Origin of the sequence: Streptomyces bugieae (genome assembly GCF_036352915.1) — a bacterium.
Lineage (GTDB): Bacteria > Actinomycetota > Actinomycetes > Streptomycetales > Streptomycetaceae > Streptomyces > Streptomyces endophytica.
In genome coordinates this window covers 765,067-780,258 of record NZ_JAZBJP010000002.1, presented here as the reverse complement: position 1 = coordinate 780,258, position 15,192 = coordinate 765,067, and the positions used below count along the sequence as shown (strand labels likewise).

16 protein-coding genes are annotated in these 15,192 nt (G+C 72.9%); 9 read left to right on the top strand and 7 right to left on the bottom strand.

Annotated features, from left to right (window positions below):
• The first annotated feature begins 20 nt into the window (after window positions 1–20).
• Window positions 21–638 carry a maleylpyruvate isomerase family mycothiol-dependent enzyme gene (locus V2J85_RS08625; RefSeq protein WP_261954144.1) on the top strand — a complete coding sequence of 206 codons (618 nt, stop codon included), beginning with the start codon at window positions 21–23 and terminating at the stop codon, window positions 636–638.
• Window positions 639–667: 29 nt separating this feature from the next.
• Here the strand turns inward: V2J85_RS08625 and V2J85_RS08620 are convergent, their stop codons facing one another.
• The gene (locus V2J85_RS08620; RefSeq protein ID WP_330821114.1) at window positions 668–2,737 is read right to left on the bottom strand and encodes a M3 family metallopeptidase; all 2,070 of its coding nucleotides are present in this window, start codon (window positions 2,735–2,737) and stop codon (window positions 668–670) included.
• A gap of 118 nt (window positions 2,738–2,855) precedes the next feature.
• Between V2J85_RS08620 and V2J85_RS08615 the strand changes: the two genes are divergently transcribed.
• Window positions 2,856–3,290: a CBS domain-containing protein gene (locus V2J85_RS08615; RefSeq protein ID WP_261954142.1), complete on the top strand. Its 435-nt coding sequence runs from the start codon at window positions 2,856–2,858 to the stop codon at window positions 3,288–3,290.
• Window positions 3,291–3,492: 202 nt separating this feature from the next.
• Here the strand turns inward: V2J85_RS08615 and V2J85_RS08610 are convergent, their stop codons facing one another.
• Entirely contained in the window at window positions 3,493–4,194 is a 702-nt protein-coding gene (locus tag V2J85_RS08610) for a LysM peptidoglycan-binding domain-containing protein (protein WP_261954141.1), read from the bottom strand.
• A gap of 765 nt (window positions 4,195–4,959) precedes the next feature.
• Here V2J85_RS08610 and V2J85_RS08605 point away from each other — a divergent pair.
• The 5 genes from V2J85_RS08605 (at window position 4,960) to V2J85_RS08585 (ending at window position 8,058) form a co-directional block, all read left to right on the top strand.
• A complete protein-coding gene (locus V2J85_RS08605; RefSeq protein WP_261954140.1) occupies window positions 4,960–5,235 on the top strand; it encodes a hypothetical protein in 276 nt (91 codons plus the stop codon).
• Entirely contained in the window at window positions 5,232–5,774 is a 543-nt protein-coding gene (locus V2J85_RS08600; RefSeq protein ID WP_330821113.1) for an RNA polymerase sigma factor, read from the top strand. Before V2J85_RS08605 ends, V2J85_RS08600 begins: the two co-directional genes overlap by 4 nt.
• Window positions 5,774–6,445, top strand: a complete 672-nt coding sequence (locus V2J85_RS08595) for a hypothetical protein (RefSeq protein ID WP_330821112.1) — start codon at window positions 5,774–5,776, stop codon at window positions 6,443–6,445. The genes V2J85_RS08600 and V2J85_RS08595 overlap by 1 nt, the downstream gene beginning before the upstream one ends.
• A gap of 192 nt (window positions 6,446–6,637) precedes the next feature.
• The gene (locus tag V2J85_RS08590) at window positions 6,638–7,462 is read left to right on the top strand and encodes an SDR family oxidoreductase (RefSeq protein ID WP_330821111.1); all 825 of its coding nucleotides are present in this window, start codon (window positions 6,638–6,640) and stop codon (window positions 7,460–7,462) included.
• A gap of 92 nt (window positions 7,463–7,554) precedes the next feature.
• Window positions 7,555–8,058, top strand: a complete 504-nt coding sequence (locus tag V2J85_RS08585; protein ID WP_261954137.1) for a metallophosphoesterase family protein — start codon at window positions 7,555–7,557, stop codon at window positions 8,056–8,058.
• A gap of 34 nt (window positions 8,059–8,092) precedes the next feature.
• On the opposite strand, the gene V2J85_RS08580 is transcribed toward V2J85_RS08585, so the two are convergent.
• Window positions 8,093–8,602, bottom strand: a complete 510-nt coding sequence (locus V2J85_RS08580) for a mycothiol transferase (RefSeq protein WP_261954136.1) — start codon at window positions 8,600–8,602, stop codon at window positions 8,093–8,095.
• Window positions 8,603–8,793: 191 nt separating this feature from the next.
• Between V2J85_RS08580 and V2J85_RS08575 the strand changes: the two genes are divergently transcribed.
• A complete protein-coding gene (locus V2J85_RS08575; RefSeq protein WP_261954135.1) occupies window positions 8,794–9,540 on the top strand; it encodes a L,D-transpeptidase family protein in 747 nt (248 codons plus the stop codon).
• An 85-nt stretch (window positions 9,541–9,625) separates the two neighbouring features.
• Here the strand turns inward: V2J85_RS08575 and V2J85_RS08570 are convergent, their stop codons facing one another.
• From V2J85_RS08570 to V2J85_RS08555, 4 genes are all read right to left on the bottom strand, one after another.
• On the bottom strand, window positions 9,626–10,132 hold the full coding sequence (locus tag V2J85_RS08570) for a hypothetical protein (protein ID WP_330821110.1): 507 nt from the start codon (window positions 10,130–10,132) through the stop codon (window positions 9,626–9,628).
• Between the two features lie 204 nt (window positions 10,133–10,336).
• Window positions 10,337–12,463 carry a trehalose-6-phosphate synthase gene (locus V2J85_RS08565; RefSeq protein ID WP_330821109.1) on the bottom strand — a complete coding sequence of 709 codons (2,127 nt, stop codon included), beginning with the start codon at window positions 12,461–12,463 and terminating at the stop codon, window positions 10,337–10,339.
• A gap of 80 nt (window positions 12,464–12,543) precedes the next feature.
• Window positions 12,544–13,470: a carbohydrate kinase family protein gene (locus V2J85_RS08560; RefSeq protein ID WP_261954132.1), complete on the bottom strand. Its 927-nt coding sequence runs from the start codon at window positions 13,468–13,470 to the stop codon at window positions 12,544–12,546.
• Between the two features lie 314 nt (window positions 13,471–13,784).
• Window positions 13,785–14,681, bottom strand: coding sequence for an AraC family transcriptional regulator (locus V2J85_RS08555; RefSeq protein ID WP_261954131.1), 897 nt, complete (start codon window positions 14,679–14,681; stop codon window positions 13,785–13,787).
• A 98-nt stretch (window positions 14,682–14,779) separates the two neighbouring features.
• On the opposite strand from V2J85_RS08555, the gene V2J85_RS08550 reads away from it, so the two are divergent.
• Entirely contained in the window at window positions 14,780–15,151 is a 372-nt protein-coding gene (locus V2J85_RS08550; protein WP_261954130.1) for a cupin domain-containing protein, read from the top strand.
• The last annotated feature ends 41 nt before the right edge of the window (window positions 15,152–15,192 follow it).

The following is a 15,192-nucleotide window of genomic DNA, read 5'->3' as shown; positions in this document are numbered from 1 at the left end:
GGAACAAGATCCTTGACGGTATGGACATCAAAGCGGCGATAGCGGCCGAACGCCGGGAGCTGGCGGACCTGTTGGACGGCCTGCCGGAAGCGCGGTGGGACGCGCCGACGCTGTGCGCGGGGTGGCGGGTGCGCGAGGTCGCGGCCCATATGTCGATGGGCTTCCGCTATCCGCTGCCCAGGGTGGTGGCCGAACTCCTCAAGTCCGGCGGGAACATCAACAAGATGGCCGACCGGCTCGCCCGCAAGGACGCGGCGGCCGCCGCCCCGCGGCAGCTCGCCGGCTTCCTGCGGGAGCACGCGCACCACCCCTGGACGCCGCCGGTCGGCGGGCTGGCCTCCGCGCTGGGCCACGACGTCGTCCACGGCCTCGACATCACCGTCGCCCTGGGCATCGACCGCCGGGTCCCCGAGGACCGGCTGCGCGTCCTGCTGGACCACGTCACGCTCCGGTCCGCCAAGTTCTTCGGCGCCGACCTCCGCGGCCTCGCGCTGCACGCCGACGACCTCGACTGGTCCTTCGGCACCGGCACCCCGCTCACCGGCAGCGCCCAGGACCTGCTGCTGGTCGCCTTCGGCCGCAAGCTCCCGGCGGGCCGCCTGCACGGCGCGCAGCAGGACCGGTTCCTGGCCGCCTGAGCCGCCGGGCCTGCCGCGGATGCCGGGATTCAGATGAGCCCGGGACCGTCCGTCTCGGGACCGTCCGCCTCGGGGCCGACCAGTCCGTGCCGGGCCAGCAGCGGCTCGATGTCCGCATCGCGTCCGACCACCGCGCGGAACGCCGACATGGCGTCCACGCTGCCGCCCCGGGCGAGGAGTTCCCGGCGGAAGATCTCCCCGCTCTCGCGGACCGGTCGCCCGTTCTCCCGGAACCACCGGACGGTGTCCGCGTCCAGCACCTCGGCCCAGCGGTAGCCGTAGTAGCCGGCCGCGTAGTCGTTGGCGAAGATGTGGTTGAAGTAGCCGGTGCGGTACCGCGGTGGGATGGCCGCCGACGCCAGGCCCGCGCGCTTTAGGACGGCCGCCTCGAACGACTCGGCCTCGTCCGCGCCCGGCAGGTCGTCGCCGGCGGACAGCGAGTGCCAGGCCCAGTCCAGCACCGCGGCGGCCTGGTGCTCCACCATCCGGAAGCCCGCGCCGAAGGTCTCCGCCGCGCGCAGCCGGGCCGGCAGCTCGGCGGGCATCGGCTCGCCGGTGCGGTGGTGCCGGGCGTAGTGCGCGAGCACCTCGGGCCGGTCCGCCCACATCTCGTTGACCTGGGAGGGGAACTCCACGAAGTCCCGGGGCACATGGGTACCGGACAGCAGCGGATAGCGGACGTCCGAGAACAGCGCGTGCAGCGCATGCCCGAACTCGTGGAACAGCGTGGTGACTTCGCTCCAGGTCATGAGCACCGGTTCGCCGGCCGGCGGCTTGGCGATGTTCAGGTTGTTCACGACCACCGGCCGCCGGTCCAGCAGACGGGACTGGAGCACCAGCGAGTTCATCCAGGCACCACCCCGCTTGGACGCGCGGGAATGGAAGTCGCCGAGGTACAGCCCGAGCGGGCCGCCGTCCGCGTCGTGCACCTCGAAGACCCGGGCGTCCGGGTGGTACGCCACCAGGTCGGGCCGCTCGGTGAAGGTGATGCCGTAGACCAGCCCGGCGGCGTGGAACACCCCGTCGTGCAGCACGGTCTCCAGCTCCAGGTAGGGCCGCAGGTCGGCCGCGTCGAGGTCGAACCGCTCCTTGCGGACCCGTTCCGCGTAGTACTGCCAGTCGGCCGCGCGGATCTCCGGCACCCCGGCCGCCTCGGCCAGTGCCGCGGCCTCCCGCTCCGCGTTGGCGACCGCGGGCCCGGTCAGCCGGGCGAACATCTCCTCCACCGCGTCCGTGGTGCCGGCCGTCCGGTCGGCGACCTCCCAGGCGGCGTGGCTGGCGTGGCCGAGCAGCGCGGCGCGTTCGGCGCGCAGCCGGGCCAGGGCGACGGCGACCGGACCGTTGCTGTCGGTGCCGCGGCCCAGGGAGGCGGCGAGCAGCCGTTCCCGCAGCGCGGGGTCGTCCAGCGCGGCCAGCTCGGTCTGCTGGGTGAAGTTCTTCAGCACCAGCGCGAACCGGCCCTCGTGGCCCAGCGCCCGGGCGTTCTCGGCCGCGGCGGCGATCTGGGCCTCGGGGAGTCCGGACAGTTCCTCCGTGCTGTCCACGATCAGCGCCGCGGCGGCGGTGGCCGCCCGTACGTTCTGCTCGAACCGCGTGGACAGCGTCGCCAGCTCGGCGTTGATCTCCCGCAACCGGCGCTGCTGTTCGGCCGTGAGCCGCGCACCGGCCCGCACCCGGAGCGTGTGGTGGCGTTCCAGCAGCCGCAGTTGTTCCGGGTCCAGGCCGAGCTGCTCGCGCCGGGCGTGCAGCGCGTCCAGCCGCGCGAACAGGCCGGGGTCGAGCAGCAGCGCGTCGTCGTGGGCGGCCAGCCGGGGTGCGATCTCCGCCTCCAGCGCCTGGATCGTCTCGTCGGTGTCCGCGCCGGCCTTGTTGAAGAACACCCGGTGCACCCGGTCCAGCAGCGCGCCGCTGCGTTCCAGTGCCTCCACGGTGTTCCCGAAGGTCGGGGGCGCGGCCCGGCCGGCGATCGCCGCGACCTCGTCCAGCTGCTCGGCCATGCCGCGTGCGAAGGCGGGGAGATAGTGATCGGTGCGGATCCGCGCGAAGGGCGGCAGCTCGTAGGGAAGATCACTCGGCTCGAAGAAGGGATTCGACGTCACGGGCTCCGACCCTACGCCCGGGGCGGCGCGGCCGGGCCCGATCCCGGGAAGCGTCGGGGGGCCTTTCGTGGTGTGATCGAAGGGCGAGGCAAGCAACGCTCCTGAGACGGGAGGAATCATGGCCGGCAAGCTGCGAGCCCGAGAGATCATGACCGGCGGTGTGCGCTGTATCGGCGCGCACGAATCACTTCAGGACGCGGCCAAGATGATGCGCGACCTGGAGGTCGGGGCCCTGCCCATCTGCGGTGACAACAACCGGCTCATGGGCATGATCACCGACCGCGACATCGTCATCACCTGCTGTGCCGAAGGCGTGGATCCGGCGAAAGTGCAGGCCGGTTCGCTGGGCGGGGAACTGCACTGGATCGATGCCAACGCGGACGCCAACGAGGTCCTGCAGACCATGGAGAGCCACCACATCAAGCGTCTGCCGGTGATCGACGTCGACGGCGGCCACCGTCTGGTGGGCATGATCACCGAACAGAACCTCGCCAAGAACCTCAGCGACCGGCAGATCGCCGAGTTCGCCACCCGCGTGTACGCGACGGCCTGAGGGGAGCGCCCCCGGCGCGGCCCGTACGGTCCGCCTGCCGGCCCGGCCCCCGGCCGGGCATGCGGGCAGGCCGTCCGCGGCGCCACGGACGGCCTGCAACCCTCACCGTGCGTCATCCGGACACCCGGTCGGCCGGGTCAGCCGGATGATCCGGTACGCCGGGAATCCAGGAATTCCCCACGCCCTTCGGTGGATTCCGAATTCACTCGGCGGAGCCGGAGTGTGAGCGTGGTACGGCGAGCCGGATGCCCGGGAAAATGAGATCCGGATTCGCGCCGATCACCTTGCGGTTGGCCCGGTAGAATTCCTGCCAGCGGAATCCGTGGGCGGCGGCGATACCGCTCACCGTGTCGCCGGAATTGACGACGATCGTGCCGCGGGTACTCCGGTGCCGAATGGCCTTGTAGCGCTTTTCGTGGAACTGCGGGTGCCGGACCCGGGCACGGTCCGGGGCCTGGACGTGCCGCCGCGGCGCGGTGTGCGCGGTGCCGGCCCGTGGAGTGCCGTGCCGGGCCGCCGAGTTGAGCCCGAGCCGGGCCGAGCAGGCGGGCCAGGCCCCCCAGCCCTGGCGCGCCAACACCCGTTCCGCCACCTGGATCTGCTGTGCGCGGGAGGCCCGCGCGGCCCGCGAGCCGTACGTCTGGCCGCCGAACGAGCGCCAGGTGTGGTGGGAGAACTGCAGCCCTCCGGAGAATCCGTTGCCCGTGTCGATCCGCCAGTTCCCTCCGCTCTCGCACCCGGCCAGCCGGTCCCAGGTGCCGCCGCTCGCCGCGTCGGCGGGCTGCTCGGCCGCCACGTTCAGCGCCCCGGCCGCCAGCAGGACGGCCGCCGCCGTGATGCCCCGGACCCCATTGCCCCGGAACTCGCCCCGGGCGGTCGATTCCGATACCTGAGGAAATTCCATGCGTTGCTCCCTCGCTCGCCGCGCAGTTCCCTGGCGGCTCTTCAGGAAACCGACGCCGTATCGGATTTCGCGGCGAGTGCGGTGGTGCGGGGTGCTCGTGCACTCGTCGGCGAATTCCGGTGCGGCGCCATGAATTCGACGGGCAAGAGACAACCACGCACCGAGTTCGGCTGGGGAGAGCGCGCGGTAGCGCCGCCGCGGCCCGCCCTGCCCCCTTGTCGTGGCGGCGCGGCCGTGCCTGCGCAGGGTGCACCCGCCGTGACCGGCAGGGGCGCACCCCCCGTGCCGTGGCGCATCGCTCCAGGGCCGCCGGCGATCACTCACCCGCCGCGGGGGGTGTCCGCCGAGCGCATCCGGAGCTCTTGGTGCATGCGCTGCGCAGGCACGCACGCACCGCGCACGGACCTCTGGCCAGTGCATCGGCTCGTCGGGCCGTGGGGTGTGCCGGCCACCGCCGGTATCGGCGGTCAGGGGCGGTGCTGCTGACGCACCGTCGCGTTCGGCGCGAACCCAACCACCAGGTTTCGAACGCTAGTTACCGGTGATTAAACCTCGCGTCAATGTGGCATTGATCACGCCGCATGAACAAAAGTGCAGGTCGGGAGCACAGTGTGCAATTGATCGATCACTTTCTGCTGATTCTGTGCGAAGCCTGATTAACCCTGAGGGCCCCTCCCATCGGTGAGAGGGACAGGAACGCCTTTCCGTTCCGCCCCCTCCGCAACGACGCGGAGCGGGGCTGCACCTCACAAGAAGGGAGGGCTCGTGGAGCACTTGCGGCACGAATGGCCCTGGTACGCGCTGGCACTGGTCGGCGTCTACCGGTTGACCGCCACAGGACTCGACGCCCTTGTCCGCCGCGTGGTCCGCGCCGCCGCACAGGCACGCGCGGAGCACCCGTACGCCCCCGCCCGTCCGTACGCCGGGCCGGCCCCGCGCGGCCCCCTCGGCCCGTACCGCCCGCGCCCCGGCGCGTTCCCGGACGTCATCCCGCCGCCGCTGCGGCCACCGGCCGGCTCCCGCTGCGAGGAGAGCCGGTGAACGAGCACTCTCCCCTGGCCAGCCCCACCGATCTGCCACTGGACTTCGAGGTCTTCTTCCAGCGCGAGCAGAAGGCCCTCCTCGCCGTCGCCGCGTCCCGGCTCAGGGACCGCCGGGACGCCGAGGAGGCCACGCTGGAAGCCGGCCGCCGCATGTACGTCAAATGGGAACGCATCCTCGCCCACGTCAACCCCAAGGCCATGACCTACACGATCCTGCGCGGCGTGATCTCCGACTTCTACCGCCGCGAGATCCGCAACAGCCGGGTCCAGCCCTACGCCGACCCGCCGGACACCGCTTACCTCCAGGAGCTGCGCAGTTGCGAACCGCTCGACCGCGCCCTGGACGAACTGGAGGCCACCGCCCCGCTGCAGGCCAACTCCGTGCGCCTGCGCCACCTCGCGGGCCTTTCCTACGAGCAGATCGCCGAGCGGCTCCACACCACCCCGGGTGCCGCCAAGGTCAGCACCAGCATCGGCCTGCAACGACTCAAAGAGCTCATGACGAACGGTTCCTGCGGGACCGGAGAGGACGCGTGATGCCCGACGACCCGCTCATGGACCTGTTGCACCGTCAGGCCGAGGCCATCGGCCGGGAGTTCGCCGACCACGACCCGGTGGCCTTCACCCAGCGGCTGGCCGCCCGCATCGCCGACGGCACCGGCCGCGAACCCGACCCCGTCACCCGCGCCCCGGTCGGCGGCATCCGCCCCACCCCGGTACGCCCGGCGGCCGCCCGCGGCCGCTGGCGCCGCCGGCCCACCCCCCTCCTCGACCCGGACGTGCCTCCCGCGGCGGTCCTCGCGGAGGCCCGGCGGCTGTGCCACGTCGTGCTCCGTTCCAAGGACATCGACACCCTGGGCGCCTTCGCGGCCGACTACGACGCGGCCGGCGCACGCACCTTCGCCTGCCTCCTCTACACGCTCGACAAGTGGGACAGCGCCCTGTACTGGTGGCGGTTCGCGGCCGGCGCGGGCGACGAACTCGCCGCCCATCTGCTCGCCGTGCACCACGCCGCGGTCGGCCGCAGCACCGACGCCCGGCTCTGGCGCGCCGTCGCCCGCATGATGGGCTTCGCCGCCGAACGGCACCTCCCGCTCCCGGTCCGCGGCACGACCGATCTCGCCCTGGGCTTCGCCCGTACCTGGGACCGCACCCTGCAGTCCTTCCTCCAGCACCACCACCTCCCGCGCGAACTCGCCGCCCTCTGACGACCCGCGCCCACCGCCCGGCAGGCACACCATGCCTGCCGGGCCTCGCCCATGAAGCGCAAGAGCGCTCAGCACGGAGCCCCCCAGGTGAATCCGCCCCGAGGAGGGGTACGGGCAGGGCGGGACCGGCAAGGCTCGCCACACGGGCGACCAGCACGGTCTCCACCCCGATCACCAGGAGGAGCGGCGGACATGCACACCGGAGAGAGCGACCACAGCAGCGCGGCCGACCGGGCCGGGACCGCCGCACCGCCCGGTGCCGCCGGCCGCGCACCCCTGGCCGGCACCGTGGCACTGGTGACCGGCGCCTCCAGCGGCATCGGCGCGGCCACCGCGCTCGCGCTGGCCCGCGAGGGCGCCTCCGTCGCGCTGGTCGCCCGCCGCCGCGCACGGCTGACGGAACTGACCGCGGCCATCGACGAGCTGGGCGGCCCGTCCCTGGCGGTGACCGCGGACCTGACCGACCCGGCCCGGCCGCAGCGCATCGTCGACGAGACCGTCGCCCGCTTCGGGCGGCTCGACGTCCTGGTCAACAACGCCGGCTACGGCGCACGCAACCCGGTGGAGCAGAGCGACCCCGAGGAGTGGGACCGGATGGTCGACCTCAACCTCCGGGCGGTGCTGCGGATGTCGCACGCCGCGCTGCCGCATCTGCTCCGCGCCGCGGCCGACGGCCCGCGCGGCGTCGCCGACCTGGTGACCGTCAGCTCGGTCGCCGGCCGGGTGCCCCGGAAGGACAACAGCGTCTACTCCGCCACCAAGCACGCGGTGTGCTCCTTCAGCGAGGCGATGCGGCAGGAGGTGACCGGACGCGGCGTCCGGGTCGGCCTGGTCGAACCGGGCATGACCACGACGGAGATGACGCTCGGCGGCCAGGCCGGGGCGGCCCACGGAATTCCGCAGGAATGCTGGCTGCGGGCCGAGGACATCGCCCGCTCCGTCACCTTCATGGTGACCCAGCCGGCCCATGTCGCGATCAACGAGATCACGGTCCGCCCCACCGCACAGGAACGCTGACCCGGAACGCACGGGGGAAGGGGCGCACACCGAGCAGGGGAGGGGCGCACGCCGAGGTGCCGGGCGGCCGGGGGAGGGCTACCGTCGGGGCCGTGCGACTGCTGCTCCTGTCCGACACCCATCTGCCCAAGCGCGCCAAGGCCCTGCCGCCCCAGCTGCTCGACGAGGTACCGCGCGCCGACGCCGTCCTGCACGCCGGGGACTGGGTCGACACCGCCACCCTGGACCTGCTCCAGACCCGTGCCCGGCGGCTGATCGGGGTGTACGGCAACAACGACGGCCCGGAACTGCGGGCCCGGCTGCCCGAGGTGGCCTACGCCGAGCTGGCCGGCCTGCGGTTCGGCGTGGTGCACGAAACCGGCCCCGCCCAGGGCCGGGAGCGCCGCTGCGCCGCCCGCTTCCCCGACCTCGACGTCCTGGTCTTCGGGCACAGCCACATCCCCTGGGACTCGGTCGCCGACGGCCGGCTGCGCCTGCTCAACCCCGGCTCCCCGACCGACCGGCGACGCCAGCCGTACTGCACGTACATGACCGCACGGATCGCGTCCGGCCGGCTGACCGGGGTCGAGCTGCACCGCCTGCCCCCGAGGACCTGATCCCCGAGGGCCCGAGCCCCGTCGGCGGCGTCCCTCAGTACCCGAGCAGCCCCCGCACGTACGCCGCCTGGCCGGCGTGCTGCAGACCGTCGGCGATCACGCTGACGAGGCGGACGCCCATGGTGACCGGCGGGGTCCAGGCCCGGTCGACGACGCGCTTGAGGTCCTTGTCGGCGATGCCGGCGAGGTACTGCACCGTGTTGTCGTGGACGGCCTCGTGGTAGCCGGTCAGCAGCTCCTCGCCGAGGTCCTTCACCGCCGCCACCTCCTTGCGGGAGTGGCCGTAACCGTGGTCGTCGGCGGAGAACGGCAGGCCGAAGCGCTCGTACCAGCCGTCCGACGTCCACAGCTGCTCGGTGCCGGCCACCCCGGCCAGGTGATCGTCCTGGATCCTGGTCAGATGCCAGACCAGCCAGCCGATCGAGTTGGCGTCCTCCTCGGGACGGGTGCTGAGCTCGTCCGGACCGAGTCCGGTGACCGCCTCCTCGACGGCCTCCCGGATACGGCCGAAGGCATCGACGAGCAGGTCCGTGCTGGCGGTCATGACAGCCTCCTTGGCGGCGACACGGTTCCCCCGCGGCGGGCCCATCGTCGCAAGCCCGGCGCACGAATCGTGGGAGGCCGGTCCGTCCGCGTCACCACCACGGAGGCCACCGGCGGCCGGATCCGACGTATCCGATATTCCGGGTCGGTCACGGCTGCAACCAGCGGGTGGGGCAAACAGTCCTACCGGGCATGAAAAGACGTTTCTCGCTGCGCATACCCCGGGGCATACCGCGGTGGTCCGGTGCCGGCCGCCGGGCCGCCGCCGCGCTCGCCCTCACCACGCTGACCGTTCCGCTGACCGTCGCCCTCGGCTCCCCGGCCCAGGCCGCCGCGGCCTCGGCCTGCACCGCGTCCCGCGGCCCCTACCAGAAGCAGGCCGAGCGCTTCCTCGGACTGCCCGTGGACGGCCGGCAGTCGGCCGCCGACTGCCGCGCGATCCGGGCCTTCCAGACCAGCCACGGCATCACCCCGAACATCGGCTACGCCGGGCCCGTCACCTGGGGCGTGATGAGCCTGGTCGCCCAGCAGCGGGCGGCCGGCCACAACCCGAACAAGGCCCACCACTGCCCGACGAACAAGGGCCGCATCGCCTGCGTCGACCTCACCCGTCAGCTCAGCTGGATCCAGGACGGCTCCCGGCTGGTCTACGGGCCGGTGCCGATCCGCAGCGGCCGGGACGGGTACGAGACCCGCACCGGCGCCAAGAAGATCTACTGGCGCCATCTGCACCACGTCTCGACGCTGTACCACGTGGCCATGCCGTACAGCCAGTTCTTCGACGGTGGCCAGGCCTTCCACTCCATCAGCGGCAGCGTCTGGTCGGCCCCCGGCTCGCACGGCTGCGTCAACATGCGCAGCGGCGACGCCGCGAAGTACTGGTCCCTGCTGCGCACCGGCGACGACGTCCACGTCTACGGACGCAAGCCCGGCACCTGACGGGACCGGGCGACGCGGCCGGGCGACGGCCGGGGGGCGAGGTGCCGCGGAACGGACCGTCCCCCCGGCCTGCCGGTCGGCTCGCTCAGTCGGTGGCCAGCAGCGTGTACAGCGCCATCGGCGTCACATAGCCGGACCAGCGGCCGTCCGCGAAGAGGTGCACCCCGCCGTCCTGGTAGCACTGGTCGACGAGCTGGGAGCAGATCATGTGCCGGGTGCTGGCGACGTAGCGGCGCAGGCCCGGAACGGGAACGTGGAACCGGTGCGTGGCGATCGCGAGGTAGTCGAGGAAGCTGTAGGGCACGCCGACATAGCGCGTGGCGGCCCGGCAGATGGCCGAGCGCTGCGCTTCGGTGAGCCCTTCCGGGCAGACGTAGAGCACCTCGGCGCCGTCGTACTCGGCGAGCGGCCGGATGCGCGCCCCGCCCGGCTCGGCCTCCAGCAGCCGGTCGTCGGGCAGGACCAGGAAGGCGTGTTCGTAGTCGGCGAAGCCGTCGCCGTTGATCCACTGTCCGAAGCGGATCAGCCGGCCGCTGACGCCGTTGATGCGGGTGAGCCCGATGTCGCCGGGCTGGGGGTGGGTGTGCTTCATGAGCGGCTCCCGGGAGCGCGAAGGGGTGAGGCGCGAAGGGGGAGAAGGAGAAGAGGGGGATGGTGCGGAGAAGTGGCGCGGAGGGGTGATACCCGCTGTGCGTGTCCGTGCACCCTGGGTGAAGGCTCGTATTTGGCTCAGGCCCGCACGGGTGTCGGATCGATGCTGATGCCGGGCTGTGATGACGACGCGTCAGATATGTTGCTACTTCCGCGAGTTACGGCCCTTCGCCGCTTCCCCGATGGCCGTGAGGATGTCGCGGGCCCACTGGGCGGGCGGCGGATCGTCGAGCAGCGCCGCCAGGCGGCCGAGGTGGGCGGTGCGTTCGCCGGGCGTCATGGTCAGCGACCGGTGCAGCGTGTCGACGAGGTCCTGTGGTGAGCGCGGGTCGGTGAGCAGTGCCGCGGTGCCGAGCTGGGCGGCCGCGCCGGTGTGCCGGGAGAGGATGAGGACCCCGCGGCGGCCGGTCGCGGCGTGGCTGGCGATGAACTCCTTCGCGGTGAGGTTCATCCCGTCCTGGAGGGAGGTCACCCAGAACACCTCCGCCGCGAGGTACTGGTCGACCACCTCGGCGAACGGCAGGGCCCGCGGCAGATAGTCGATCGGACGCCAACTCCCGTAGCTCCAGCGCCCGTTGACCTCGTCGACGGCCTGCTCCAGCGCCGCCCGGGTGGTGTCGTGGATCCGGATCCCCGGCTCCGGCGGCGGACACACCAAGCGGAACACCAACTCGCCACGCAAAGAGGGGCGTTGAGCGAGCAGGGCGTCGATCGCCCGGACCTTCTCCAGCGGTGCCTTGGCATAGTCGAGCCGTTCCACCGACAGGACCAGGGCCGGCCGGCCGCGGTCCGTACCGGCGCGGACGCTGCGCGCGCGGGCCAGTTCCTCGACGGCCCGGCGGTCGATGCCCAGCGGATGCACCCCCATACGGGGCATCCGCGCGGCGCCGGCGAGCACCTGCCGGAAGTGGCCGGCGAACGCCTCGGTGTGGAACCCGGCCCAGTCCAGGCAGGCGAGCGAGTCGCGCAGCTGCCCCGCGGTCGGCAGCCGGCCGAAGGCGTCCGCCGGGGGAAAGGGCGTGTGGTGGAACAGCCCCAGCCGCAGGTCCGGGCGCGCGGCACGCAGCATCCCGGGCACCAGCCACAGGTTGTAGTCGTGCAGCCAGACCGTGGCGTCACGGGCCGCATGGGTGCTCAGGTGGTCGGCGAAGCGGGCGTTGAACCGTTCGTAGTGACGCCAGGCCGAGGCGCGGTACCGCATCCGGCCGGGCTGTGACATCAGCACCGGCCACAGCGTCTCCTTGCAGGCACGGTGGAAGTACTCCGTCCACTGCACGCCGTCCACCGGCAGGAACGCCAGCGGAAGGCCCGTGCGGTGCGGACGGCCGGGCTCCGGAGCGGCCTGCGGTGCGGTGCCGTCCTCGACCAGCGCGGTGGCCCACACCCCGTCCGGCCCGTCGGCGCCGAACAGGCCCTGCAGGGTGGGCAGTACGCCGTTGGGACTCACCGGCCGCCGCCACCGTCCGTCGGCCCAGCGCACCGGCGGCCGGTGGTACCCGACCACCACGGCGTGCGGACGCTCGATCCAGCCGAGACCCTCCAGGGCGGCGAGGATGCCGGCCGCACCGGCCCGGTCCGGCCGGTACACCTCGGCACGGTCCGCGGTCCGCTCCCGCAGGGCCGGCTCCGCCCCGCTCATCAGGACGCCGTGGCAGCCGAGCTCGAACAGCGACAGGTCGTTGAGCGAGTCGCCCGCCACCAGCACCGACTCCATGGACCACTGGAGCTTGCGGGCGAGCAGGGCGAGCGCCCGGCCCTTGCTCGCCGGTGCGGGGAGCACGTCGAAGTACCGCCCCGCCGAGTACGTCCAGCCGCAGCCCAACTCCCTTACGGCGGCGGTGATGTCGTCGGAGAGCCGCCCGGGTCGCAGGAAGAACGAGCAGCGGCCCTCCTGGACCACCCCCTCCTGGTACTCCAGCTCCGGGAACCGTGCCATCCGCTCACGCACCCGCCGGTGTCCCGGCCAGCCTTCGCGCAGCTGGTTCTGCACCACGTCGACACGGCTCCGGTCCGATCCGTCGATCACGCTCGCCCCGACGTCGGCGATGATCCACCGGGGCCGGGGGACCAGCGGGTCCCGGTCCAGGATCCGCTCGACGGACGCCAGCGAGCGGCCGGTGGCGAACACCACGGTCACCTCGGGATGCCGGTCCAGCGCCGCCCGCAGCCGCCCGCGGTCCGCGCGGTCACCACCGAGCAGGGTGCCGTCCAGGTCGGTGACGAGCACCCTCGGCGCGGGGGCGGGCCGCTCTCCCGGTCGCAGCGATGTCATGGAGCCCCCGTTGTCCTCGGATGCCGTGGGTGGGTGGAACGCGGAAGACGCTCAGCAGTGGTGCGCGAGGGCGCGCCCGGTCATCCGGGGAGACGCGCGAGCCAGCGTTCCAGGCCCGCCGCGTCCGGTGCGGCGGCCGAACCCGCGGCCGTGACGGCCGCCGCGCCGCAGGCGACGCCGGCGGCCAGGCACCGGGCGAGCGTCCCGCCCGCCAGTCGCCGGTGCACGAAGCCCACGTTGAAGCAGTCTCCCGCCCCCGTGGTGTCCACGACCTCCACCGGCACCGACGGCTGTGCGATCCGTACACCGTCCGCGGCGGCCAGGGCGCCCGCGGCGTCCTGCTTGACCACGACGGTGCGCACCAGCCCGGCCAGCACCTCGACCGCCTCCGCCACGGAACCGGCCCCCGTCACCCGGAGCGCCTCAGCCGCGTTGGGAGCGAACACGGCCACCCGGCCGAGCACCTTCGCCACCTCCGGCATGTCCACCGTGCCCGGGAAGTCCTGGCAGTCCATGAACACCTCCGCCCCGATGCGGTCGGCAACGTCCAGCGCCTCGGACACCTCGGGTCCGTACCGGAGGTGCGGCAGCATCACCACCGCCGGCCGGTGGATCTCGATCAGCTCGGCCAACGGGCGGACCGCGACCGGGTCTTCGTAGGACACCATCGCACGGTCGTCCGGCCGGGACAGGGCGACGGTCACCCTGCGCACGGGGCCCGGATGGTGCCGGAAGCCCCGCTCGTCCAGCCCCTCGTGGCGCGCGGCGGCCAGCACCTCCCGGCTGAACGGGTCGGTGCCGAAGTCCGTCGCCCAGACGACCTCCCGGCCCAGCCGCCGCAGCCCCATGGCGAGGGTGTACGCCCCACCGGGTGCCGTCCCGAAGCCGTCGGCCCACACTTCCGTCCCGTACGCGACGGGTTCCGCCGGCCCCCGGAACACCAGATCCACCGAGTAGGCCCCGGCCACCAGCACCCGGCCGTCCACCGCGCCACGCCCATGCGTCATGGCGGGACTGTAGGCAACCACGCGGCGCAACAAACTGTTGAGAAGCAGAGTTGGCCGAAATGGCGGCCTTTCCCGGCCGGTGCGGCCCGAAGTGCGTTCTTGGGCAACCGCCTTGCGTCATGCCCCCGCCGGCACGCGGGCGGCGAGTGCGCGGCGCGGCCCTCGTCGGTGAGGGACAGGGCGGGACGTCCTCGCGCGGATCCGCGGCTTCCGCTGCCGGATCATCGCCGAGTCCACCGCCGGCTGGTCCACCGCGGACCGTGCCGACCTGGCCCGCCTGCTGACCCGGTTCGTCCGCGACGTCGAGGCCACCACTACGGGGACGTGACCTGCTGCCGTGCGCGGGCCGCCCCCGTGGCGAACCGTGCCGGCGTCGTCCCCACGTGGCGGGTGAAGTGCCGGTTCAGATGCGCCTGGTCGTGGAATCCGACCGCCGCCGCGACCGCGGCCGGCCGCCGGCCGTCGAGCAGCAGCCGGCGCGCCGACTCGATCCGCTTCCCGGTCAGATAGGTGTGCGGCGGCAGCCCGTAGGCCTGTTTGAAGCAGCGGATCAGATGCGTGGGATGGGCGTGCAGGGTGGCGGCGGCCTCCTGCAGTGAGAGGCCGGTCGTGACGCGTGCGTCGAGCAGCTCCCGCAACTCGGCGGCCAGCCGGCTTCCCTCGCGGCCGGGCGGGCGCGGCGCCCAGGTGGCGAGGTGCCCGTGCAGCCGCTCCCGTATGAACGCCAGCCGGGACTCGGCCTCGAACCCGTCGCCCGCGTCTCCGAGGGCCGTGTGCAGCTGGTGGACGCGGCGGCGCAGCGGGGCGTCGTCGAGCAGCGGCCGGTCCACCGCGCGGCCGGTCAGCCGCTCGGGAAGCACGGACGTGTCGAGGTAGAGCACCCGCTTGCGGAACCCGGTCGCGGTGACCGTCCGGCCGTCGTGGGGGACACCGGGAGGCAGCAGGACGACCGTGCCCGTGCCGGTCGCACCGTGACGGTCGCGGTCGAGCGCGAAGTCGACCGCTCCGTCGTCGAGGATCATCAGGTCCCAGGTGTCATGGGTGTGCGCCGGGTAGGCGTGGTCGGTGAAGTGTGCGTGCAGGACCTCGGAGATGCCCGGCACGGAGGGCCGCCAGGCCGTGACCGACGTACGGGGTGGGACGACCGGCGTACCCGGCGGGTTGACCGGCGTACGGGGCCGGGGCGCGGACGGGGGCCGGTCTGCAGTCATGCCAGGAACGTACAAGACCGGCGAACACGGCGTCCGGGAGGCTGTCACCAGCCCGGACGCGAACGGTCCGGGCCGACGTGCGGTAAGGAAGGACCGGTATGCCCCAGGCTCCCGTCGCGATCAATCTCGCCGACAAACTCGCGCAGTTCTCCGACCTGTGGTCGCAGAAGAAGGTGGCCGGCCTCAATGACTACGAGGTCAAACTCGCCAAGGTGAAGGGGGAGTTCGTCTGGCACACCCACGAGGACACCGACGAGCTGTTCCTGGTGATCAGCGGCCGGCTGACCATCCAGCTGCGGGACGGCGATGTGGCCCTCGGCCCCGGCGAGTTGTTCGTCGTGCCCCGGGGCGTCGAGCACTGCCCGGTGGCGGACGAGGAGACCGCCATCCTGCTGCTCGAACCGGCCGGCACGCTCAACACCGGTGACGCCGGAGGCCCGCGGACGAAGGCGGCCGAGGTCCTGGGCTAGCCCAAGGACGCCGGCCGCTTCAGGTCGCGGTGCCGCCTCCC

Excerpts from the sequence above, each read along its gene's own strand:
- V2J85_RS08625 (WP_261954144.1), top strand. The coding sequence starts at position 21 with ATGGACATCAAAGCGGCGATAGCGGCCGAACGCCGGGAGCTGGCGGAC.
- V2J85_RS08615 (WP_261954142.1), top strand. The coding sequence starts at position 2,856 with ATGGCCGGCAAGCTGCGAGCCCGAGAGATCATGACCGGCGGTGTGCGC.
- V2J85_RS08610 (WP_261954141.1), bottom strand. The coding sequence starts at position 4,194 with ATGGAATTTCCTCAGGTATCGGAATCGACCGCCCGGGGCGAGTTCCGG.
- V2J85_RS08595 (WP_330821112.1), top strand. The coding sequence starts at position 5,774 with ATGCCCGACGACCCGCTCATGGACCTGTTGCACCGTCAGGCCGAGGCC.
- V2J85_RS08590 (WP_330821111.1), top strand. The coding sequence starts at position 6,638 with ATGCACACCGGAGAGAGCGACCACAGCAGCGCGGCCGACCGGGCCGGG.
- V2J85_RS08580 (WP_261954136.1), bottom strand. The coding sequence starts at position 8,602 with ATGACCGCCAGCACGGACCTGCTCGTCGATGCCTTCGGCCGTATCCGG.
- V2J85_RS08575 (WP_261954135.1), top strand. The coding sequence starts at position 8,794 with ATGAAAAGACGTTTCTCGCTGCGCATACCCCGGGGCATACCGCGGTGG.
- V2J85_RS08570 (WP_330821110.1), bottom strand. The coding sequence starts at position 10,132 with ATGAAGCACACCCACCCCCAGCCCGGCGACATCGGGCTCACCCGCATC.
- V2J85_RS08565 (WP_330821109.1), bottom strand. The coding sequence starts at position 12,463 with ATGACATCGCTGCGACCGGGAGAGCGGCCCGCCCCCGCGCCGAGGGTG.
- V2J85_RS08560 (WP_261954132.1), bottom strand. The coding sequence starts at position 13,470 with ATGACGCATGGGCGTGGCGCGGTGGACGGCCGGGTGCTGGTGGCCGGG.
- V2J85_RS08555 (WP_261954131.1), bottom strand. The coding sequence starts at position 14,681 with ATGACTGCAGACCGGCCCCCGTCCGCGCCCCGGCCCCGTACGCCGGTC.
- V2J85_RS08550 (WP_261954130.1), top strand. The coding sequence starts at position 14,780 with ATGCCCCAGGCTCCCGTCGCGATCAATCTCGCCGACAAACTCGCGCAG.